Raw genomic sequence first — 21,118 nt, forward strand, 5'->3', positions numbered from 1 at the left:
GTCGAGCCCGGCGCGCGTGCCAGTGGTCAGGCGATCCGGTGCATCCAGCCGAAAGTGTCCTCGGAGCGGCCGTACTGGATGTCGACCAGGGCCTGGCGGATCCGCATCGTGAGGTCCTGGCTCTGCGGGGCGGGCGCGCTGCCACCGTCCCAGAGCAGCTCGCCGACGGGGGTGACGACCGCGGCGGTGCCGCAGGCGAAGACCTCGGTGATCCGGCCGCTGGTGACACCCTCGCGCCACTCGTCGATGGAGAACCTCCGCTCCTCGACCTGGTGGCCGAGCTTGCCCGCCAGCTCGATGATGCTGGCACGGGTGATGCCCTCGAGGATGGTGCCGGTCGCGGGGGTGACGATGTGCCCGTCGTCGTGGACGAAGTACATGTTCATCCCGCCGAGCTCCTCGACGTAGCGGCCCTCCTGGCCGTCGAGGAAGACCACCTGGTCGCAGCCGTGCGCGGTGGCCTCCTGCTGGGCGACCAGCGAGCTGGCGTAGTTGCCGCCGGTCTTGGCCGCGCCCATGCCGCCGCGGCCCGCGCGGGTGTACTCCTCGGTCAGCCACAGCGTGACCGGCTTGACGCCGCCCTTGAAGTAGGCGCCCGCGGGGCTGGCGATCACCATGAACGTGACGTGCTGGGCCGGCCGCACGCCCAGGAACGCCTCGGACGCGAACATGAACGGCCTGATGTAGAGGCTCTTCTCCCCCGCCGGGTCGGGCACCCAGCGCTCATCGATCGCGACGAGGGCGTCGACGGCCTGGACGAAGCCCTCGACCGGCAGCGCCGGCAGCGCGAGCCGGTGGCTCGAGCGGACCATGCGGGCGGCGTTCTCCTCCGGCCGGAACGACCAGATCGAGCCGTCGTCGTGGCGGTAGGCCTTCATCCCCTCGAAGGTCTCCTGCGCGTAGTGCAGGACCGCGGTCGCCGGGTCGAGGGTGAGCGGGCCGTACGGCTCGATGCGGGCGCCGTGCCAGCCGGCGTCCGGCGTCCACTCGACCGTGAGCATGTGGTCGGTGAAGTGCATACCGAAGCCGGGGTTCGCGAGGATCTCGGCGAGGCGCTCGGCTGCGACCGGGGCGCTCGACGGGGTAGTGCTGATCTCCATGGAGGACAACTTAGTCGGCCTTCCTACTAAATGGGGCAGGAGCCTCGGCCGAGGTTTCGGCTGCTGGCAGCCAAAACCCGCAAGGTCGCGAGCAGACGCGTCAGCCGGCTACTCGGGCAGCGATCGCGTCGCCGACCTCGGCGGTACGCCGGGCGGCACCGGGCGTGCGCGCGGCCAGATCGTCGACGACCGCGGTCTCGATGGTCGCCGCCGCCTCGGCGTACCCGAGGTGGTCGAGCAGCAGCGCCACCGAGAGGATCGCGGCGGTGGGGTCGGCCTTCTGCTGGCCCGCGATGTCGGGCGCCGAGCCGTGCACCGGCTCGAACATGGAGGGGGCCGTCCGGTCGGGGTTGACGTTGCCGGAAGCCGCCAGGCCGATGCCACCGGTGATGGCGGCGGCGAGGTCGGTGATGATGTCGCCGAAGAGGTTGTCGGTGACGATCACGTCGAAGCGCACGGGGTCGGTGGTCAGGAAGATCATCGCGGCGTCGATGTGCATGTAGTCGCATGCGACGTCGGGGTACTCCGCCCCCACCTGCTGGAACAGCCGCCACCACAGCGAGCCGGCGTTGGTGAGCACGTTGGTCTTGTGGACCAGCGTCAGCTTCTGCCGCGGGCGCCGCCGGGCGCGAGCGAAGGCGTCGCGCACGACGCGCTCCACGCCGTACGCGGTGTTGACCGAGACCTCGGTGGCGACCTCGGCGGGGGTGCCGACGCGCAGGGCGCCGCCGTTGCCCGTGTAGGGGCCCTCGGTGCCCTCGCGGACCACGACGAAGTCGACCTCGCCCGGGTCGGCCAGAGGGGACGTCGCGCCCGGGAAGATCCGCGACGGGCGCAGGTTGACGTAGTGGTCGAGCTCGAAGCGGAGCCTGAGCAGCAGGCCGCGCTCGAGGATGCCGGGGGGCAGGTTCGGGTCGTTGGGCCTGCCGCCGACGGCGCCGAGGACGACGGCGTCGTGCTCGCGGATCTCGGCGAGCACGGAGTCGGGCAGCACCTCGCCGGTGGCGAGGTAGCGCTCGGCGCCGAGGTCGTAGCGGGTCTGCTCGAACTTCACGCCCTCGGGGGACGCGACCTCGAGCACCTTGAGGGCCTCGGCGGTCACCTCCTGGCCGATGCCGTCGCCGGGGATGACGGCGAGCTGATGCGTTCCGGAGTTCGAGGAGGTCATGGCGCAGAGGCTAGTTGTCGTCGGGCCGCTGGCCGCCGTTGTCCCGCAGGTCGAGCGAGGCCTGGAGGGCGGCCTGGACGTTCTCGTGGCTGCGCGGGTTGTCGGGGTGGTGGCTGGCCGGACCCCAGTCCGGGTACATGTCGTACATCGATCTGCTCTCTCTGGTGTGGGTTCTCTTCATCGGCGTCCGTGCGGTCCCGGTACACCTGAGACGAAGATGGCCCGACACGCGGGGAGCGCGGTCGACTCGTGGATCTCACGAGCGAGGGAGAGACCATCAGGATGCGGATCGCGCCGTGCTGCTGGGGCGGTCCTCGCGCGGAGACATCTTCGACTCGGATGTGCCCGGACCAAGAGGTCGGACAGGGGCAAAGAGGCCGTCGACGCCGAACTCCGCGGCGAGGTGGCCTCTCGCTAAGAAGCCTCGCCGCGGCGCTCAATGAGTACGAAGACGCTCCGCATGGTGGGGCTACCGTACGGGAGGCCGCCGCGCTCGGCCACGACATCCCGCAGAGTGTTCGACATGCGAGACAGTTGGTCCGAAATGGAAGACTCCGCACCATGAGCGCCCCTCCCGAGCTGCCCGACGTCGTGGCGCGCGCGTTCGACGTGTCCCGCAAGGCGGGGTACGCGTCGTTCTGCCGCAACGAGACCGGCCGGCTGCTGGCCACCCTGGCCGCCACCCGGGAGGGCACGATGGCCGAGTTCGGCACCGGCTGCGGCGTCGGTACGGCGTGGCTGCGCTCCGGCGTACGCGGCGACGCCAAGATCCTGACCGCCGAGCTCAACGCGAGGCTCGCCGACGCGGCCGCCGAGATCTTCGAGGACGACCCGCAGGTCGAGGTGCTCTCCGCGGACTGGTCGACGCTGCTCGACAAGGGCCCGTTCTCGCTGCTCTTCCTCGACTCCGGCGAGCCCACCGAGGTGGGCGTGGACTCGGTCGCCGACCTGGTCGAGGAGGGCGGCATCGTCGTCCTCGACGACCTCACCCCGTGCGAGCTGTGGCCGCCGATCGCCTACGGCCGCGTGGACTCACTGCGCGAGCAGTGGCTCACCGACGACCGGTTCACGGCCGTCGAGGTGATGGTGGCGCCGGATGCGAGCGCCCTGATCGCGACGAGGCGCTGAGCCGGGACATGGCAGCCCGCTCGCGCCGCGCGGCCGTGGCGACGGTCGATCCCCGGGCGACGGCCGCCGCGCTCGACGCGCTGAGGGCGGGCGGCAGCGCGGTCGACGCGGCGATCGCGGCGAACGCCGCCCTCGCCGTGACCCTCCCGAACCAGTGCGGCCTCGGCGGCGACCTGTTCGCCGTGGTCCACCGTCCCGGCGAGGAGCCGCGGGCGCTGGAGGCGGCCGGGCGGGCGGGGGCCGGCAGCGACGCCGACGCGCTGCGCGCGCAGGGGTACGACGCCGTACCCCCGCACGACGTGGCGAGCGTGACCGTCCCCGGCTGCGTGGACGGCTGGGCGGCCCTGCACGCCGACGGCGGCCGGCTGCCGTGGGCCGACCTCTTCGCCGCGGCGATCGGCTGCGCCGAGGACGGGTTCGAGGCGACCCCGTTCCTCGCGGCGAGCATGGCCGCCGTCGGCACCCGCGTCGCCCCCGGCGAGGTGCTGCGCCGGCCCGAGGTCGCCGGGATCCTCCGGGACGTGGCCACCGGCGGGCGGGAGGCGTTCTACGGCGGCCGGTTCGGCGCGGCGCTGCGCGAGCTGGGCCGCGGGCAGTTCACCGAGGACGACCTGATGGCCGGCCAGGCGCGCTGGGCCGACGCGATCTCGATCGAGGCATTCGGGGCGCGCATCTGGACCACGGGGCCGCCCACGTCGGGCTACCTGACGCTCGGGTCGGCCTGGATCGCCGACGGGCTCGACCTGCCCGACCGGCCGGACGGCGTGTGGGCGCACCTCCTGGTCGAGGCGATGCGGCAGGCCGCCCACGACCGCCCGGACGTGCTGCACGACGGGGCGGACGGCGACCGCCTGATCGCGCCCGAGCGGCTCGAGCCACGGCGCCGGAGCGTGCGGAGGGGCGCGGTGGCCGACCTCGCCGACTCCTACCGGCCGGGCGGGACGACGTACCTCACGGTGGTCGACGAGGACCGCACGGCGGTGTCGCTGATCCAGTCCAACTGCATGGGCTTCGGCTCCGGCCTGGTGGCGCCCGGGACGGGGGTGTGGCTGCACAACCGCGGGATCGGGTTCTCGCTGCGGCCCGGCGACCCCAACGAGCTGCGGCCCGGCCGCCGCCCCGCGCACACGCTCTCCCCGGCCCTCGTGACCGACCACGACCTGCGGCTGGTCGCCAGCCTCGGCACCCGCGGCGGCGACTCGCAGCCACAGGTGCTCCTCCAGCTGCTCGCCCGGCTGCTGGGGCACCGCGAGGATCCGGCCGCCGCCCTCGACGCCGGCCGCTGGACCCTCCGCAACCCCGACGACCACTCGGCGTTCCGGACCTGGCACGGCGACGGCCGGGTTCGCGTGGTCGTGGAGGGGCACGCGCCGCCCTCGTGGCGGACCGAGCTCGAGGCGGCCGGCCACGAGATCGAGGCCGCGCCCGCCCGGTCGCACGACTTCGGGCACGCGCAGGCGATCGTGGTCGACGGCGACGAGCTCGTCAGCGTCGCCGATCCGCGGTCGACCTCGCCGTCGGCCGCGGGTCGGTGACCTCGAGGTCGGTGGTGAAGGCCGGCAGCCACAGCTGGGTGAGCGGGCCGATCGCCAGCGCGTAGAGGACGGTGCCGAGGCCGACGGTGCCGCCGAGCAGCACGCCGATGACGACGACGGCGACCTCCAGGCCGGTGCGGACCAGCCGGATCGATCGGCCGGTACGCCGGGCCAGGCCGGTCATCAGCCCGTCCCGGGGTCCGCGGCCGAGCTGGGCGCCGATGTACAGCGCCGTCGCGAGGCCGCACAGCGCGATGCCGCCCAGCATCAGCACGGCCCGCAGCGCGATCGCGCCGGGCCGGTCGAGCAGCGCGAGGGTCGCGTCGGCCGACAGGCCGACCACGAGGGCGTTGGAGATGGTGCCGACGCCGGGCTTCTCGCGCAGCGGGATCCAGAGCAGCAGCACCACGAAGCTGATCAGCACGACCGCCTGCCCGATCGTGATCGGCAGGTGCCGGATCAGGCCGGAGTGCAGCACGTCCCACGGCGCGAGCCCGAGGTCGCCGCGGTACATCAGCGCCAGCGAGACGCCGTACGCGACGAGGCCGACGTAGAGCTGCGGCAGCCGGCGGCCGAGGCGCCCGGCACGGAGCTGGGCGATCGGGCCGAGGTCGACGAGGTTCACGGAGTCCAGCCTGCCGCAGATTGGCCTTCTCCTGAATAGCCAATCGTGGGACAGTGGCCTGCATGACCCGCACCGTCGGCGCCAGCCGCGTGGCCACCCTGGTCGGCGACTTCGACCGCTCCCCCGCGTACGCCGGCCTGGCCGACGCCCTGGTCCTGCTCATCGGCGACGGCCGGATCGCGCTCGGCACCCGGCTGCCCAGCGAGCGCGAGCTCACCGACGCGCTCGGCGTCTCGCGGACCACGGTGACCCGCGCCTACGCCGAGCTGCGCGACGCCGGCTACGCCGAGGCGCGCCGCGGCGCCGGCACCTTCGCCCGGGTGCCCGGCGGCCGGGCCCGCGCGCACGACCGCGCCCTGCTCCCTCGGCCCGGCGACTCCGACGCCATCGACCTCAACTGCGCGGCGCCCTCGGCCCCGCCCGGGCTCGCGCAGGCGTACGCCGCTGCGGCGGCCGACCTGCCGGCCTACCTGGGCGGGCACGGATACTTCCCCGCCGGCCTGCCCGAGCTGCAGCGTGCGATCGCCGCGACCTACGACGCCCGCGGCCTGCCGACCGACCCGGATCAGGTGATGGTGACGCCGGGCGCGCTGTCGGCCGCGTCGATCGTCGCCCAGGCGCTGGCCCGCGCCGGGGACCGGGTCCTGGTCGAGTCGCCGGTCTACCCGAACGCGACCGACGCGCTCCGGCACGCCGGCGCCCGGCTGGTCCCCGCGCCGGTCGACCCCGAGGGCTGGGACCTCGACGCGGTGGCGGCCGCGCTCCGGCACGCGGCCCCGCGGGCGGCGTACCTGATCCCGGACTTCCAGAACCCCACCGGCCAGCTGATGGCCGACGCGCAGCGGGAGGAGTACGCCGCCCGCCTGCGCCGGGCGCGCACGACCGCGATCGTCGACGAGGCGCACCAGGCGCTGGCGCTCGACGGCCAGGAGATGCCGCGGCCGTTCGCGGCGTACGCCCCGGACACGATCACGATCGGCAGCGCCAGCAAGTCCTACTGGGGCGGCCTGCGGCTGGGCTGGATCCGCGCGCCGCACGGCCTGATGGACCGGCTCACCCGGGCGCGGGTGAGCCTCGACCTGGGCGCGCCGGTGCTCGAGCAGCTGGTGCTGGTGCGGCTGCTGGCCGACTCCGGAGACATCCTGGCCGGCAACCGCGACCGGCTGCGCGTCCAGCGCGACGCGCTGGTGGCGGCGGTGCGGGCCTCGCTCCCGGACTGGTCCTTCCAGGTGCCGACCGGCGGCCTGGCGCTGTGGTGCCGGCTGCCGGGCGCGTTCGGCACCGCGGTCGCCGCCGAGGCCGAGCGCCGCGGCGCGATCGTCGCCCCCGGCCCGGTCTTCGCCGCCGAGGGCGGCCTCGACTCGTTCGTCCGGATCCCGTGGACCCGGCCGGCGGACGAGCTCGTGACCGCGGTCGGCCGGCTCGCGTCCGCGTGGGGTGTTGTCCACGACCGGCCGTCCGGCCGGGGCACGCCGACCGGGCGGGTGATGGTCGCCTGACCTGCGCTTGAAACGGCCGTCGGAGCGCACCGGGCATTGTCATAGCGGCGCAATTGCGCCGGAATGGCAGCCGCACAGGGGCAACCACTGCCACAACAGCGCAATTGCGCCGAGATGGCAGTCGAGACAGCCCAGGCACTGCCCCCACGACCAACCCACAGACGTGCCCGCCAGCCCGCCCGGGCGTCACCCGAACCGCTGGCCCGGAGCGACAGCGTCAGAGCCCCAGCCCGTGGCCGAACTCGAACAGCTCGCCGGTGCCATCGGGGCCTGGGATCGAGACCGGCAGCTTGCCGCGGGGGTTGACCTCGCCGTACAGCACCCGGACCAGCGACTCGATCTGGCCGGGGGTGTAGCCGTAGGTGTCGACGACGGTCGGGGCCTCGGGGAAGGACGCGACGTCGTAGGGGTTGCGCATCGCGGCGACGACGACGGGGGTGCCGGTCGCGAGGAGCGCGCGCACGAGTCGGGTCTGGGCCGCGGCGGCCGCGGTCGGCAGCCCGGTGGCCGCGTCGACGGCGTAGGCGTTGTTGATCGAGACCACGACCAGGTCGGCGTCCTCGGCGGCCGCGACGGCGCTGTCGATGTCGGCCTGCGCGGGCGTCGTGCCGGTCTGCAGGACCTGGGTCGTCGCGCCGCGGGCGGCGAGCGCCGTCGCCATCGTCGCGGTCGTGGTCGCGCCCCAGCCGGTGACGAGCACGTCGCGCGCGCCGGCGGCGAGCGGCAGCAGCCCGGCGTCGTTCTTGACCAGCGTCGTGGTGCGGTCGGTGATCGCCTGCGCCGCGGCGAGGTTCCGCGGCGCGCCCATGATCTGGGCGGCGGCGGCCGGGTCGACGAACGGGTCGTCGAAGAGCCCGCGCTCGAGCTTGTGTTTCAGGATCCGGTAGACCGACGCGTCCAGCCGCTTCCGGCTGATCCGGCCGCTGCGGACGGCATCGAGCACCGCGGCGTACGCCGTGTCCATCTCGGGCGGGACCAGCAGCTGGTCGGCGCCGGCGAGCAGCGCCCGCACCGGCGCGACGTCGGGCGGGAAGGTCGCGGTGGCGCCGGCCATGTCGAGGGCGTCGGTGACGATCAGCCCGTCGAACCCGAGCTCCTTGCGCAGCAGCCCGGTGAGGATCTTCCTCGACATCGTGGCCGGTACGCCGCTCGGGTCGATCGCCGGCAGCACCACATGCGCGGTCATGATCGTGTCGACGCCGGCGGCGATCGCGGCACGGAACGGCGGCAGGTCGATCTGCTCGAGCTGCTCGCGGGTGTGGGTCACCATCGGCAGGCCGAAGTGGCTGTCGACGCCGGTGTCGCCGTGGCCCGGGAAGTGCTTCGCGGCGGCCGAGACCCCGCCGGCGTGGAAGCCCTTGACCTGGGCGGTCGCCAGGTCGGACACGAGCGCCGGGTCCCCGCCGAAGGACCGGATGCCGATGACCGGGTTGTTCGGGTTGACGTTGACGTCCGAGACCGGCCCGTAGTCCTGCGTCACCCCGACCGCGGCGAGCTCGCTGCCGATGATCCGGGCCGAGCGCCGGGCGTCGGCGGCCGAGCGGCCCGCCCCGAGCGCCATGTTGCCGGGCAGCTGGGTCGCGGGCGCGCCGAACCGGGCGACGAGCGAGCCGCCCTCCTGGTCGACCGAGATCTGGAGCGGGACGCCGTTCGGCACCGACAACGAGGCGCGCTGCAGGCCGTTGGACAGCGTGGCCACCTGCGCCGGGTCGCCGATGTTGTCGTCGTTGTTGCGGGTCGTGTAGTAGATGACCCCGCCGGGCCGGTACTTCGCGATCGCCTGGGCGGGGGTGTCGACGCCGTACAGCTCCTGGTTGGTCGCCTTCGCGGCGTCGCTGACGATGTTGGCGTCGCGCCCGGCCACCTCGATGACGAACAACTGGCCGACCTTCTGCCGCGTCGTCATCTTCTTCAGCAGCGACAGCACCGGGTCCCGGGGCTTCGAGCCCGCCGTCGCGGTGGTCGTGGCCGGGCCGAGGGTCGCGGCGAGCATCAGCGCCAGGCCGGCGGCGAGCAGCCGGAGGCGCGACCGAGCGGGCATGGGTCGACGCTACTGCGATCGCGCGGGCCCGTACGGCGATTGCCGGAACCCGTCCGGAGGGACGGGCGTCCCATGGTCGTGCGGATCCTCCTCGCCCTCGCGGCCCTGCTGCTGGTCACGGCCTGTACCGACTCCTCGCCGAGGGCGGATCCGCCGGCCCCGACGCCCACCGATCCCGCGAGCAGTCCCGCACCGAGCGCGCCCGCGCCGACGGCCACGAGCACGACGGGGGTGCGGCAGAGCGGGACCGGCATCAAGCAGCCGCCGCCGTTCCGGGTCAGGTACGACGGCCAGGAGATCGCCGTCCGCCCGTACACCTACTGCTACGACAACGGCTGCGTCGACGGCTTCGACCCGGACCCGCCCGACATCGGCTCCCCGGACGAGATCCGGGTCTACGTGCCGGTCCCGGACTTCAAGCTCTCCGTGTACGCCGCGGAGCTGACCCGGGAGCCGACGACGAGCCGGACGCTCGAGAACCTCACCTGCGGGGGTCGCGGCTTCGAGGTGCCGGTCGAGGACCTCGGCGACGGGTGGTACGCCGTCCGGCCCTTCGGCCCCGCGGCGCGCTACGACCTCCAGCTCTTCGCGCAGGGCGGCGGCGACATGGTCGCCACCCTTCGGTGGCAGACACCGGCCGACGGGCCGATGCCCGAGCCGTCGGCCCGGCTGGCGCTGATCGCGGACAACGACGGCCGGCCCGACAGCTACGGCCTCGAGCTCGCCGTCGACGACCTCGCGACGACCCCGGCCAGGGCCACCGCCGAGATCGAGGTGACGGCCGGCAACGGCCGGTCGCTGACCTTCCGGGCCGAGCAGTCCAGGAACCGGTGCCGCAGCATCGGCGACCTCTACTTCGACCGTCCCGACGGCCCGGCGCGGAAGGCGGCCCGGCTCGGCGGCTTCCCGTTCACCACGACGGTGACGCTCACGCTGGACGGCCGTACCTACCGGGCCACGGCCGTCTACCCCGACGACGAGATCAAGGGCGAGGAGCCGAGCGTCGCGCTCGACTTCGTCCCGAGTCTGCCGGGGCTCTGAGTACTCAGGCCAGGTACTCAGACCAGGTACTCAGGCCAGGTACTCAGACCAGATCCACCGCGCGCACCGAGGTCGCGTCGATCGCCTGCTGGATGTCGGCGAGCGCGTCGTGTGGGATCGCGCTGTCGACCGCGAGCGCGACCAGCGCCAGGCCGCCCCGGGCCTGGCGGGAGACCTGCATGCCGGCGATGTTGATGCCGGCATCGCCGAGGATGCCGCCGACGGTGCCGACCATGCCCGGGCGGTCGCCGTAGGTGAAGAACGCGAGGTGCTCGGCCGGCTCGATGTCGACGTCGAAGCCGTTGACCTCGACCAGCCGCTCCCGCTGGCCGATCCCGATCAGCGTGCCGCTCACCGACACCTGCGACCCGTCGGCGAGGGTGCCGCGGACGGTGATCAGGTTGCGGTGGTCGGGGCTCTCCGGATCCGTCACGAGGCGTACGGCGCAGCCGCGCTCGGCCGCGAGCAGCGGGGCGTTCACGTAGGAGACCTGCTCCTCGACGACGTCGGCGAAGATGCCCTTGAGCGCCGCGAGCTCGAGCACCTTCACGTCGTACTCGGTGATCTCGCCCCGGACCTCGACGTCGACCTGCTGGGCGACCTCGCCGGCCAGGCCGGTGAAGACCCGGCCGAGCTTCTCGGTGAGCGGGAGGCCGGGGCGCACGTCCTCGGCGATCACGCCGCCCTGGACGTTGACCGCGTCGGGCACCAGCTCTCCGGACAGCGCGAGCCGCACCGAGCGCGCGACGGCGAGGCCGGCCTTCTCCTGGGCCTCGTCGGTCGAGGCGCCGAGATGCGGGGTGGCGACGACGTTCTCGAGCTCGAACAGCGGGCTGTCGGTGCACGGCTCCTGCGCGAACACGTCGAGCCCGGCGGCCGCGACCCGGCCCTCCTTGAGCGCGGCGTAGAGCGCCGACTCGTCGACGATGCCGCCGCGGGCGGCGTTGACGAGCACCAGCGACGGCTTCACCCGGGCCAGCTGCTCGACGCCGATCAGCCCGACGGTCTCGGGGGTCTTGGGCAGGTGCACGGACATGAAGTCGGCCTCGGCCAGCAGCGTGTCGAGGTCGACCAGGCGCACGCCCATCTGCGCGGCGCGGCCGGCCTGGACGTAGGGGTCGTAGGCGACGACCTGCATGCCGAAGGCGCTCAGCCGCTGGGCGACGAGCACGCCGATGCGGCCGAGGCCGACGATCCCGACGGTCTTCTCGTAGAGCTCGATGCCGGTGTAGCGCGAGCGCTTCCACTCGCCGCTCTTCAGCGCGGCGTGCGCCGGCGCGACGTGGCGGGCGGCGGCGAGCATCAGCGCGACGGCGAGCTCGGCGGCGGAGACGATGTTGGAGGTCGGGGCGTTCACGACCATGACGCCGGCCTGGGTGGCGGCCCGGACGTCGACGTTGTCCAGGCCGACGCCCGCGCGGGCAACGACCTTGAGCCGGGTCGCCGCGGCCAGCGCCTCGGCGTCGATCCGGGTCGCCGAGCGCACCAGCACCGCGTCGACGTCGACGATCGCGCGGAGCAGCTCGTCGCGGTCGGCGCCGTCGCAGTGGCGGATCTCGAACTCGGGTCCGAGCGCCTCGACCGTGGCCGGGCTGAGCTCTTCGGCGATGAGTACGACGGGCATGCTCACAGCGGTGTCCTCGACGAGGTGGTGCTGGATGGGGTCTGCACGGCGCTGTGCTCCGCCCGACTGTACCCGACCCTCGGGCGGTCGAGCTCAGTCGTCGGCCGCGGTCTCGACCCGGCCCGACGCGATCAGCTCCACCATCTCGGCGTGGTCGCGCTCGACGTGTCCGGCGTACGCGAGGGCGAACTCGGCGACGGCGTCGTCGAAGGCCGAGCCGTCCTCGAAGTAGGCGGCGAGCACCCGAGGGTCGATGGTGCGGCTGTGCGCGCGGGCCAGCAGCGACCCGGCCAGCCGGGCGTAGTCGTCGAGGTGGCCCCTGTTGAGCAGGATCGGGTCGATCGAGCCCTTGCGGTTGCGGAACTGGCGCACGACGTACGGCGATCCGTCAACGCTCGTCCAGCCGAAGAGCTGGTCGGTCTCGGCCTGCATGAGCAGCGCCCCGAGCACGACCCGCGCCCCGTGGTGGGCCTCCTCGACCTGCGGCAGGTAGGGCGCGAGCGCCGAGGGGCCGACCTGCTTGACCTGCAGGACGAGCGCCTCGTCGTCGTTGCCCTGCAGGAGCACGAGGTAGCACCGCATGCCGACGCTGCCGGTGCCGACCACGCGCATCGCCGCGTCCCGGGCCCGGTAGCGGTCGACGAGCTGGCGCCAGGGCCACCGCAGGGTGTCCTGGTAGGCCGGCAGCGCGTCCAGCACCGCTCGGCGGGTGTCCTCGGGCAGCTCGCTCAGGATCGGCGGGTCGGCGACGAAGTGCCACCCGTCCTCGCCGTGGCGGTGCGCGAGCTTGACCGCGGCCCGCTCGCTGGTGTTGCGCGCGGCCGCCGACGCGGCGCGGCGGAAGTCGTCGAACAGCGCGTCGGCGTCGGCCTGCTCGATGGCGGATTCGTCGCCCAGCGCGGACCAGGAGTCCGCGAAGGGCTGCGCGGCCAGCCGGCCGAACGCCTTGCGGTAGGCCTTGGCCGCGTCGTGCGCCGCCCGGCGGCCGGCCTTGTCGCCGACCTCCGCCCCGGTGCGCCCGGCGAGGACGACGCTGGTCGCCAGCCGCTTGAGGTCCCACTCCCACGGGCCTACGGCCGTCTCGTCGAAGTCGTTGATGTCCATCAGGATGCGCCCGTCGTGGGTGCCGTACAGCCCGAAGTTCGCGGCGTGAGCGTCGCCGCAGATCTGGCCGGTCAGGCCGGTCACCGAGCCCTGCGCCAGGTCGTGGGCCATCAGCCCCGCGGAGCCGCGGTAGAACGCGAACGCATTGGCGCTCATCCGGCCGTGCCCGAGCGGCAGCAGGTCGGCGAGCCGACCGGCGCTGCGCGCCCGCAGGAACTCCTCGACCCCGGGCCGACCGGGCGCGAGGACGAGCTCCGCGTGCGCGTCGAGCCCCACCGCCGCCCGGAGGGCGCGACCCCGCTCCCGCGCCTCGCCGTCACTGCACCAGGAACCGGTCACCGCTCCCTCACCCCACCATCGTCCTGTCGTCGCACGTCGCCTCGGGAGCATGATGGCCCATCGGGGCTGCCGGTGGTTACCGGCACTCCGACATACTGATCGCGTGACCGCCATCGTCATCGCCGTCGCGCTGCTCGTGCTGGTGCTGGGCGGCGTCGCGATCGCCGCCAGCGTGTCCGGCTGGCGCCGGCTGACCCGCTCGCAGGTGACCCAGCAGGTGACGCGGCAGGTGCGGATGCAGATCGCGCAGGAGGCCGCCCGGTCGCCCGCGCACCGGGCGGTCGCGGACTGGCGCCGGACGCTCGGCGACGAGGTCGCTCGCACGCAGCGGAGCCTGCAGGTCGCGCGGGACGCGGACGCACCCCTCGCCGACCTCGCGGTGCTCGTGAGCATGCTCGAGCGCAGCGCCGCCGACCTCGATCGCGAGCTGGCGCTGCTCTACCGCGAGCCCGACCCCGGGGTCGTCGACCACGGCCTGCGGTCCGGACTGGGCGGCCGGGCCGAGGACCTGGCCCGCACCGCCGCCCGGCTGCGGGCGGCGATGTCGCGCAGCCTGTCCAGCGGCAGCGCCGCCCTGATCCACGAGCTGGCGTCCTCGACCCGGCTCAGCACGGACGCGCTCACGGCCGCGCTCGACGAGATCGACCAGACCATCGACCAGACCTCAGCCCCGTCCCTCGCACCATCCCGCACCACCGACGAAATCGACGAGAGAGAGAGCCCCCTGATGACCGAGACCGAGTCCGACCGACTGACCTGCCCGAAGTGCCAGGGCGGCATGCGCCGCTACGAGCGGAGCGGAGTCGTCATCGACCAGTGCTCCGACTGCCGCGGGATCTTCCTCGACGCCGGCGAGCTGGAGGCACTGATGGCGGCCGAGGACGCCCACTACCGCACCGCGGAGCAGCCCCAGCAGGGCTACCCGCCGCAGCAGGGCTACCCCCAACAGGGCTACCCGCAGCAGGGGTATCCGCAGCAGGGCTACCCCCAGCAGGGGTACGGCGGCGGCTTCCTCGGCGGCATCTTCGGCAACCGTCACCACGGTGGCCACCACGGCGGCCACCACTGAGTACGTGTTGGGGAAGGGGTCGGCCGTCCCCTTCCCCAACACGTACTGAGCAAGCGTGACGTACTGAGCAAGTGTGGGGAGGGGCGGCTCAGCTGAAGATCGCCTGCCCGACGTACTCCCCCGCGCCGATGCCGGGCGGCACGGCGAACAGCGCGGACCCGGTGACCTTGAGGTACTCCATCATCGCGTCGGACTTCGCCATCTGGCTCTGGATCGGGATGAAGTGGGTGTCCGGGTCGCGCACGAACGCGATGAAGAACAGCCCCGCGTTCAGCCCGCCGATCGCGTCGCTGCCGTCGACGAAGTTGTAGCCGCGGCGCAGCATCCGGGCGCCGTCGTTGAAGTCCGGGTGGACGACGCGGACGTGCGCGGTGCGCGGGATCACCGGGCCCCGGCCGCCGGGCATCGTGAAGTCCGGCTCGGAGAACTCGGTGCCGCCCGACAGCGGCGCGCCGCTGTCCTTGGTGCGACCGACGAGGGCCTCCTGGTCGCCGAGCGGCTGGCGGTCCCAGACCTCGATGGTCATGTTGATCCGCCGGGTCACGAGGTAGGAGCCGCCCGCCAGCCAGTCGGCCCGCGGGTCGTCGCCGGCGGCGACCCAGACGTGCTCGTCCACGGCCGCGGTCTCCTCGGCCTTGACGTTGGCCGTGCCGTCCTTGAAGCCGAACAGGTTGCGCGGCGTCGACTGCGAGGTCGACGTCGTCGACGTGCGCCCGAAGCCGAGCTGCGACCAACGCACGGCGACCGTGCCGAACCCGATCCGCGCGAGGTTGCGGATGGCGTGGACCGCGACCTGGGGGTCGTCGGCGCAGGCCTGGATGCAGAGGTCGCCGTAGGACTTCTCGGGATCGAGTACGTCGGCCGGGAAGTGCGGCAGGGTGCGCAGCGCCGCGGGCCGCCGGTCGGCGAGGCCGAAGCGGTCGCGGCCGTCGGCGTCGCGGAAGAGCCCCGGCCCGAAGCCGAAGGTGATCGTCAGGCCGCTCGCGCCCAGGCCGATCGCCTCCCCGGTGTCGTCGGGCGGCAGGTTGGACGCGCCCTCGACCGGTCCGATCTCGCCGGCCGGCAGGCCGCGGGTCATCCGGTCGGCGGCCTCGGTCCACGCCTGCAGCAGCGCGATCAACTGCGCCCGCGAGCCGGTGGTGACGTCGAACGCCGCGAAGTGGAGCCGGTCCTGGGCCGGGGTCGTGATGCCGGCCTGGTGATCCCCGCGGAACGCGAACGCGTCGCGGGCGCCCGTCGCCGGTGCCGCCTCGTCCGCAGTCGCCCGCCCGGCGGCGAACGCACCGGCCGCCAGGCCGGCCGCGGCGACCGTGCCGCCGACCAGCCCACGCCGGGAGAGGCCCGCCTCGCTCAGGACAGCACCGCCGCGGTGAGTCGGGACAGCGGCTCGGACAGCGCATTGACGGAGTTCGCGAACTCGCGGACCTGCTCCTGGGAGAGCTGGTCGTAGAGGACGTATCCGTTGCCGGAGCGCTGCGCGTCGAGCAGCTTCTGGATCTCGGCGAACCGGGCGGTGAGAGTCTTCGCGAGCTCGGGGTCCTTCCGCTCGACGATCGGCAGGACGCCCTCGTAGGCGACTCGGGCGCCGTCGATGTTGGCCTGGAAGGTCCACAGATCGGTGTGGGACCAGGTCTCCTCCTCGCCGGTGACCTTGCCGGTGGCGACCTCCTCGAGCAGGCCGCGCGAGCCGTTGGCGATCTGGTCGACGGTGTAGGTGAGCTTCTGCACCCGCCGGTTGAGGATCCGGGTGTTCGCCAGCAGGTCGTCGCCGTACTTCGCGCGCTCCCGGTCGGTCAACGGCGTGTAGTCCGTCGCGTCCTGCGGCCAGAGGTCCTTCTCGATCACGTGCCAGCCGGTCCACTCCTGGCCCTCCTCGAGGTCCGCCTCGCGCATGTCCATCTTCGGGTCGAGGTCGCCGAAGGACTCGGCGACGGGCTCGATCCGCTCCCACGGCGTGCGCGCCAGCGGGTAGAGCGCGCGGGCGGCGGCGTCCTGGCGGTCCTGGTAGAGCCGGACGAACTCCCGGGCCTTGGCGACCAGCTGATCGGCCTGGTCCTGCACGTACTCCTGGTAGTTCGTCAGCGCCTGGTCGATCAGGGCCTGGTCGTCGGCGGACATCGAGGGCTCCTGGCCGGACTCGGTCACGGTGAAGTCGGCGCGGATGCCATCGCCCTCCATGCCGGGCTTGCAAGCGGTGACGTAGCTGCCCGCGCCGGCGTCGATGACGAGCTGGCGAGAGAGCTGGGGGCCGATGTTCTCCACCTCGCCGACGATCCGCTGCCCGTCCTCGCCGAGCAGATAGAACTCGGTCACTTGGGTGCCGTCGTTGGTGACCTCGAAGGTCAGCGTGCCCGACGGCGCCTCCACCGCGGACAGCTCGCAGCCGTCGTCGGTCGAGGTGACCGTCACGGTGCGGGCGTCACCGGCGTCACCGCTCGGGGTGTTCTCGGTGTTCTCGGCGCAGGCGGCGAGGAGCGGGAGCGCCACGAGGGCGGCGACGGCGGTCTTGCGCATGGGGATCCTTCGGGTGACGGGGAGACGGGATCGGCGGCGATCTGGAGGTCGCGAGCGCGGGCGGAAGTGGTTCGCCGGCACGAGCGGTGATCGTACACCGACCAGTTAGGTTTGCCTAACCTATGTTGAGACGCAACGCCGCGCGTCCCCGAGGGCCGCCGCCGGTCAGATCGGGCAGCCGTCGGGGCCGCACGCCCCCACATCCGGTCGCGCGCCCGATCCGGCATCGCCGCCGACGGTCTGGAGCACCGGGTGCGAATCGGCCCAGGCCTGGTCGAGCACCCGGCCGAAGGTCTCGGCGGGCTGGGCGCCGGAGATGCCGTACGTGCGGTCGATCACGAAGAACGGGACGCCGGTGGCGCCGAAGGCACGCGCCTGGTCGACGTCGGCGGCCACCGCGGCGGCGTACTCCTGGCCGGCGAGGACCTCGCGGACGCGAGCCCCGTCGAGGCCGGCGGCGACCGCCACGTCGGCGAGGACGTCGTGGTCGCCGACGTCGCGGGCCTGCTCGAAGTACGCCGAGAGCAGCGCCTCCTTCAGGTCGCGCTGGAGCGCCGGGCCGCCGGCCTCGAGCGCGAGGTGGAGCAGCCGGTGTGCGTCGACGGTGTTGGTGTGCACGGTGTCGAAGAGGCGGAAGGCCAGGCCCTCCTCGGCCGCGAGGTCGGTGAGCTGCTGCTGCATCTGGCGCATCTCGTCCTCGGAGCGGCCGTACTTGCGCGCGATCACGCCGGTCGACAGCTCGGTGCCGTGGCGCGGGGCCGTGGGGTCGAGCTCGAAGGAGCGGTAGACGACCTCGACCTCGTCGCGGTGCGGGAACGCGGCCAGGGCGGACTCCAGGCGGCGCTTGCCCACGAAGCACCACGGGCAGACGACGTCGCTCCAGATCTCGATGCGCATACGGGGGCAACGGGCCGGGCACGGCGGGCATTCCCCGGCCGGCTCCGGATCAGCGGCCGGTCGTGAGGTCGGGCATGTCGGCGGGCAGCAGCTCCTCCAGCGACACCCCGAGGACCTGGCTGAGCGCGACCAGAGTGGTGAGCCTCGGGTTCAGGGGCATGCCGGGACGCGACTCGCCCTTCTCGAACTTCTGATAGGTGTACGACGCGATGCCGGCGGCGTGCGCGACGCGCTCCTGGCTCATCCCGGTGGCCTCCCGAGCGCGGCGCAGGCTGTGCCCGAGGTCTCGGGCGAACGACTCCCAGGTGGTCTCCGGCTGGCGACGTGATGGCACGGGACCAGCCTCCAGGGTCGACAGAGCGAAGATGGTCATACCAGTATGGGAATCGCAGGCGGCCGACGGACCTGTGGACAGAGGTCCGGGACGGGCGGCGGCTGTCGGTCGGAGCGGCTACGGTCGCTGGCCACGACGGATGCACATCTCGGCGCGAGGGCAGACATGGTCGACGATCACGGGCAGGACGAGCCGGCGCAGTCCGGCGGGGCGAGTTGGCTTCCCGCGCCCTGCCCGGCCTGGTGCACACGCACCCACGGCGAGGACGACCACCCCGAGGACCGGGTGCACCAGGGCGACGGCACCGTGCTCCCCGTCGTCTTCGGCCGGATCGATCCCTGGCGGCTGCGCTACGTCCCCGACGCCGGCGACCTCGTGGTGCGGCTGGTCCGCGACCTGCCCGCCAGTTCGCCGACCTGGGTGGTCCTCGCCGACAGCGAGCGCGGCGAGCGTGCCCTGGTCCTGACGCGCGAGAGCGCGGGACTGCTGCGCGCGGCGCTGCCGGGTGAGCCCTGAGCTTGGCGTTGGCCTCACGGACCGAAGAGGACGACGCCCCGGGGCAGCGCGAACGTCGCGACGCGGCTCCCGTCGTCGACCCTCAGCACCGACGGGGCCGGCACTCCCGGCGGCGCCGGGACGACCTCGACCCGGACGATGCGCGACCGCTCGAGCCGGAGCACCGTGCTCGCCCGGCCCGGCCGGCATCCCGCACTGGTGACCAGGATCGTGGCCGGCAGGCCGAGAACCAGGCACGACCGCGTGCGGCCGGCCTCCAGCAGCACGCTCGGGAACGCCGCCATGACGGCGCCCTCGTGCCGCACGACCGGGTCGACGGCATCACGCGTGCGCCGGTAGATCCGCCGGCCGCGGGCCGCCGCGGCGGGATGGCCCATGGCCGCCGCCGTACGCCGCAGGCCCTCGGCCACGGCGGCGGCCGGGTCGGTGCCACCGTCCCCCGAGGTGTCCACCGGGCAGAAGATACCACATATAGATGGTCAATCTAGATGGTCGACCCGGGTCCGTTCGCCGGCGTCAGGGGCGCCGCGGGAGCACCACGGTGAACCTCGTGCCGAGGCCCAGTCGCGAGTCGACCGAGACGGTGCCGTGGTGGCGCTCGACGATGGTGGCGACGATCGCCAGGCCGAGGCCGGTGCCCGGCTCGCGGAGGGCGTCGGGGTTGGCGGTGCGGAAGAACGCGCCGAACAGGCCGACCTGGTCCTCCTCGGAGATGCCGATGCCGTCGTCGGCGACGTCGAGCACGATCAGGTCGTCGCCGTCGGCGGCGAGGGTGACAGTGACGGCGCCGCCGGACGAGGTGTACTTGACCGCGTTGCTGACCAGGTTGCCGACGAGCCGGTCGAGCTCGAGCGGGTCGCCGGCCACCAGGAGAGGCCCGGGCGCGGCGAGGGTGAGCGAGACGGACTTCGCGGCCGCGGTCGAGCCGACCAGGTCGACCACGTCGCGGGCGACCGCGGCGAGGTCGACGCGGTCGCGGACCAGCGGGTGCTGGGGGTTGCTGACCCGCGCGAGGAGGAGCAGGTCCTCGACGACGCGCTCCATCCGCTGGGTGCCGCGGGTCATCGCCTGGCGCAGGCGATCGGCGGTCGCGTCGAGCTCGAGTCCGCCCAGGAGCTCCAGGTTGCCGGAGATCACGGTGAGCGGCGTACGCAGCTCGTGCGAGAGCGTCGCGATCAGCTGGCTGCGGTAGTCGTCGAGCTGCTGGAGCTCGGTGACCAGGTTCCGCTCGCGCTCCAGCGCCCGCGCCGTCACCAGGGCGGCCCCGAGGTCGTGCCCGATCTGGAGGGCGGAGTCGACCTCGACCTGGGTCCACGGCGGGTCCTGGGCGCGGCGGGTCAGCGTGAGGAAGCCGAGGCACTCGGGGCCGACGCCGAGCGGCACGCCGAGCGCCGAGGACAGCTCGAGGTCGGCCAGTTGCGCGTGCACCTGGGCGGACACCTCGGTCGACTCCCCCGCGCTGACCACGATCGCGCGCTGCTCAGCCCAGAGCTCGGGCGCGATGGCGGTCGCGGAGGCGATCACCTCGTCGGAGAGGTGCACCGTCTCCCCGTCGCGCGAGCGCGCGTAGCCGATCCCCGGCTCCGAGCCGTCGAGCACCTGGATCCACGAGCCACTGGCACGGAACCCCTCGACCAGCGGGCTATGGGTGTGCTCCAGCACCGCCTCCAGCGACGCGTGCACGGGCATCGAGGCCGAGCGGATCAGCCGTCGCGCGGCCTCCGCGTGCGCGACCTGCTGCAGCAGCGACTCCCGCTCGAAGGCGGTCAGGACGGCGCGCTCGGCCTGGGCGGCGTACCGCTCCAGCAGGCTGCGTTGGCGCTCGTCGGGACGCCGGCCGGAGAGCGGCTTGTCGACCGACAAGACGCCGACGGGTACGCCGTCGTCGTCGGTCAGCAGGGCGAGCAGTCCGTCCTCGGGGTGCCAGGCGTCGGGCGTCGCGGGACTGTCCTGCTCGATCACGACCCAGTGGCCCTCGAGCTCGTCGGTCACGCCGGCGGCGATGAAACGCAGCCGCGGCCCCCACTCGGTCGCGTGCGCCAGCACCGAGTCCAGGACCGAGGCCGGGTCGGGCTCCTCGAGGTAGGCGCGGAACTCCTCGGGCCCGGTGTAGGCGACCGTGACCAGCTGCTCGTCGACGACGACCGAGAGCGCAGCGACCTGGAAGCCGACCATCTCGGCGACCGACTCCACCATCAGCTGGAGGACAGCGCGCGCCGAGGAATCGGACCAGTTCTGCTCCGCCACGTCGCGAACCTACTGGCCCGTGCGGCTCTCGCCGGGGAGGCGGCTCCGGACGACGCACGCCTGCGAGGATGGTGGGGTGCGTCGAGCCGTAGCGCCCCTGCTGGCGGTCACGGTCGCGCTGGTCGGCTGCCTCAGGCGACGATGATCTCGAGGGTGGCGTCGTGACAGGCGCCAGAGCGCCTTCCTCCACCACCGACGGCGCCGTACAGAAGGCGGTAGAGCCCACGGGTCGCTGACCCGCAGCGCGTCCGGGTCCTCTGGGTCGGGCTCGTGGCCGACGGCGTTCGGGGGCGGGATGACCTCCTCGGGGAAGACCACCGAGTGCTGGAGCCCGAGG

General features: G+C 73.4%; 19 protein-coding genes. 6 read left to right on the top strand and 13 right to left on the bottom strand.

The window, feature by feature from the left end:
* Positions 1 to 26: 26 nt before the first annotated feature.
* The 3 genes from ACYVKX_RS22485 to ACYVKX_RS22495 all read right to left on the bottom strand — a co-directional run bounded on the left by ACYVKX_RS22485 (position 27) and on the right by ACYVKX_RS22495 (position 2,416).
* Positions 27 to 1,100, bottom strand: coding sequence for a branched-chain amino acid aminotransferase (locus tag ACYVKX_RS22485; RefSeq protein ID WP_460835933.1), 1,074 nt, complete (start codon positions 1,098 to 1,100; stop codon positions 27 to 29).
* Between the two features lie 100 nt (positions 1,101 to 1,200).
* Entirely contained in the window at positions 1,201 to 2,268 is a 1,068-nt protein-coding gene (locus tag ACYVKX_RS22490; protein WP_460835934.1) for a 3-isopropylmalate dehydrogenase, read from the bottom strand.
* 10 nt (positions 2,269 to 2,278) lie between these two features.
* Complete coding sequence (locus ACYVKX_RS22495) at positions 2,279 to 2,416, bottom strand: hypothetical protein (protein ID WP_395694326.1); 138 nt, start codon at positions 2,414 to 2,416, stop codon at positions 2,279 to 2,281.
* 413 nt (positions 2,417 to 2,829) lie between these two features.
* On the opposite strand from ACYVKX_RS22495, the gene ACYVKX_RS22500 reads away from it, so the two are divergent.
* Both ACYVKX_RS22500 and ACYVKX_RS22505 read left to right on the top strand, forming a co-directional pair.
* Positions 2,830 to 3,396, top strand: a complete 567-nt coding sequence (locus ACYVKX_RS22500) for an O-methyltransferase (protein WP_460835935.1) — start codon at positions 2,830 to 2,832, stop codon at positions 3,394 to 3,396.
* Positions 3,397 to 3,404: 8 nt separating this feature from the next.
* Positions 3,405 to 4,931: a gamma-glutamyltransferase family protein gene (locus ACYVKX_RS22505; RefSeq protein WP_460835936.1), complete on the top strand. Its 1,527-nt coding sequence runs from the start codon at positions 3,405 to 3,407 to the stop codon at positions 4,929 to 4,931.
* Here the strand turns inward: ACYVKX_RS22505 and yczE are convergent.
* Positions 4,882 to 5,556, bottom strand: coding sequence for a membrane protein YczE (yczE, locus tag ACYVKX_RS22510; RefSeq protein ID WP_460835937.1), 675 nt, complete (start codon positions 5,554 to 5,556; stop codon positions 4,882 to 4,884). The genes ACYVKX_RS22505 and yczE overlap by 50 nt on opposite strands.
* A gap of 62 nt (positions 5,557 to 5,618) precedes the next feature.
* On the opposite strand from yczE, the gene yczR reads away from it, so the two are divergent.
* The gene (gene yczR / locus ACYVKX_RS22515; protein WP_460835938.1) at positions 5,619 to 7,055 is read left to right on the top strand and encodes a MocR-like transcription factor YczR; all 1,437 of its coding nucleotides are present in this window, start codon (positions 5,619 to 5,621) and stop codon (positions 7,053 to 7,055) included.
* A 217-nt stretch (positions 7,056 to 7,272) separates the two neighbouring features.
* Here the strand turns inward: yczR and ACYVKX_RS22520 are convergent, their stop codons facing one another.
* On the bottom strand, positions 7,273 to 9,096 hold the full coding sequence (locus tag ACYVKX_RS22520; protein ID WP_460835939.1) for a glycoside hydrolase family 3 protein: 1,824 nt from the start codon (positions 9,094 to 9,096) through the stop codon (positions 7,273 to 7,275).
* Positions 9,097 to 9,168: 72 nt separating this feature from the next.
* Here ACYVKX_RS22520 and ACYVKX_RS22525 point away from each other — a divergent pair, with 72 nt between their 5' ends.
* Positions 9,169 to 10,137 carry a hypothetical protein gene (locus tag ACYVKX_RS22525; protein ID WP_460835940.1) on the top strand — a complete coding sequence of 323 codons (969 nt, stop codon included), beginning with the start codon at positions 9,169 to 9,171 and terminating at the stop codon, positions 10,135 to 10,137.
* 43 nt (positions 10,138 to 10,180) lie between these two features.
* Here ACYVKX_RS22525 and serA read toward each other — a convergent pair whose 3' ends face one another.
* A complete protein-coding gene (serA, locus tag ACYVKX_RS22530) occupies positions 10,181 to 11,761 on the bottom strand; it encodes a phosphoglycerate dehydrogenase (RefSeq protein ID WP_460836062.1) in 1,581 nt (526 codons plus the stop codon).
* A 93-nt stretch (positions 11,762 to 11,854) separates the two neighbouring features.
* A complete protein-coding gene (locus ACYVKX_RS22535; protein ID WP_460835941.1) occupies positions 11,855 to 13,204 on the bottom strand; it encodes a DUF2252 domain-containing protein in 1,350 nt (449 codons plus the stop codon).
* Positions 13,205 to 13,307: 103 nt separating this feature from the next.
* Here ACYVKX_RS22535 and ACYVKX_RS22540 point away from each other — a divergent pair, with 103 nt between their 5' ends.
* Positions 13,308 to 14,273, top strand: coding sequence for a TFIIB-type zinc ribbon-containing protein (locus tag ACYVKX_RS22540; protein ID WP_460835942.1), 966 nt, complete (start codon positions 13,308 to 13,310; stop codon positions 14,271 to 14,273).
* A gap of 88 nt (positions 14,274 to 14,361) precedes the next feature.
* On the opposite strand, the gene efeB is transcribed toward ACYVKX_RS22540, so the two are convergent.
* From efeB to ACYVKX_RS22560, 4 genes are all read right to left on the bottom strand, one after another.
* The gene (efeB, locus tag ACYVKX_RS22545) at positions 14,362 to 15,627 is read right to left on the bottom strand and encodes an iron uptake transporter deferrochelatase/peroxidase subunit (protein ID WP_460836064.1); all 1,266 of its coding nucleotides are present in this window, start codon (positions 15,625 to 15,627) and stop codon (positions 14,362 to 14,364) included.
* Positions 15,624 to 16,787 (bottom strand): iron uptake system protein EfeO, encoded by a 1,164-nt coding sequence (gene efeO / locus ACYVKX_RS22550; protein ID WP_460835943.1) that lies wholly within the window; start codon positions 16,785 to 16,787, stop codon positions 15,624 to 15,626. Before efeO ends, efeB begins: the two co-directional genes overlap by 4 nt.
* Positions 16,788 to 16,952: 165 nt before the next feature.
* Positions 16,953 to 17,684, bottom strand: a complete 732-nt coding sequence (locus ACYVKX_RS22555) for a DsbA family oxidoreductase (protein ID WP_460835944.1) — start codon at positions 17,682 to 17,684, stop codon at positions 16,953 to 16,955.
* Positions 17,685 to 17,733: 49 nt separating this feature from the next.
* Complete coding sequence (locus ACYVKX_RS22560) at positions 17,734 to 18,057, bottom strand: helix-turn-helix domain-containing protein (RefSeq protein WP_460835945.1); 324 nt, start codon at positions 18,055 to 18,057, stop codon at positions 17,734 to 17,736.
* Between the two features lie 126 nt (positions 18,058 to 18,183).
* On the opposite strand from ACYVKX_RS22560, the gene ACYVKX_RS22565 reads away from it, so the two are divergent.
* Complete coding sequence (locus ACYVKX_RS22565; protein WP_460835947.1) at positions 18,184 to 18,534, top strand: DUF6907 domain-containing protein; 351 nt, start codon at positions 18,184 to 18,186, stop codon at positions 18,532 to 18,534.
* A gap of 14 nt (positions 18,535 to 18,548) precedes the next feature.
* On the opposite strand, the gene ACYVKX_RS22570 is transcribed toward ACYVKX_RS22565, so the two are convergent.
* The gene (locus tag ACYVKX_RS22570) at positions 18,549 to 18,986 is read right to left on the bottom strand and encodes a hypothetical protein (RefSeq protein WP_460835948.1); all 438 of its coding nucleotides are present in this window, start codon (positions 18,984 to 18,986) and stop codon (positions 18,549 to 18,551) included.
* 64 nt (positions 18,987 to 19,050) lie between these two features.
* A complete protein-coding gene (locus ACYVKX_RS22575; RefSeq protein ID WP_460835949.1) occupies positions 19,051 to 20,781 on the bottom strand; it encodes a sensor histidine kinase in 1,731 nt (576 codons plus the stop codon).
* Positions 20,782 to 21,118: the final 337 nt, after the last annotated feature.

Source organism: Nocardioides hungaricus (assembly GCF_054782915.1).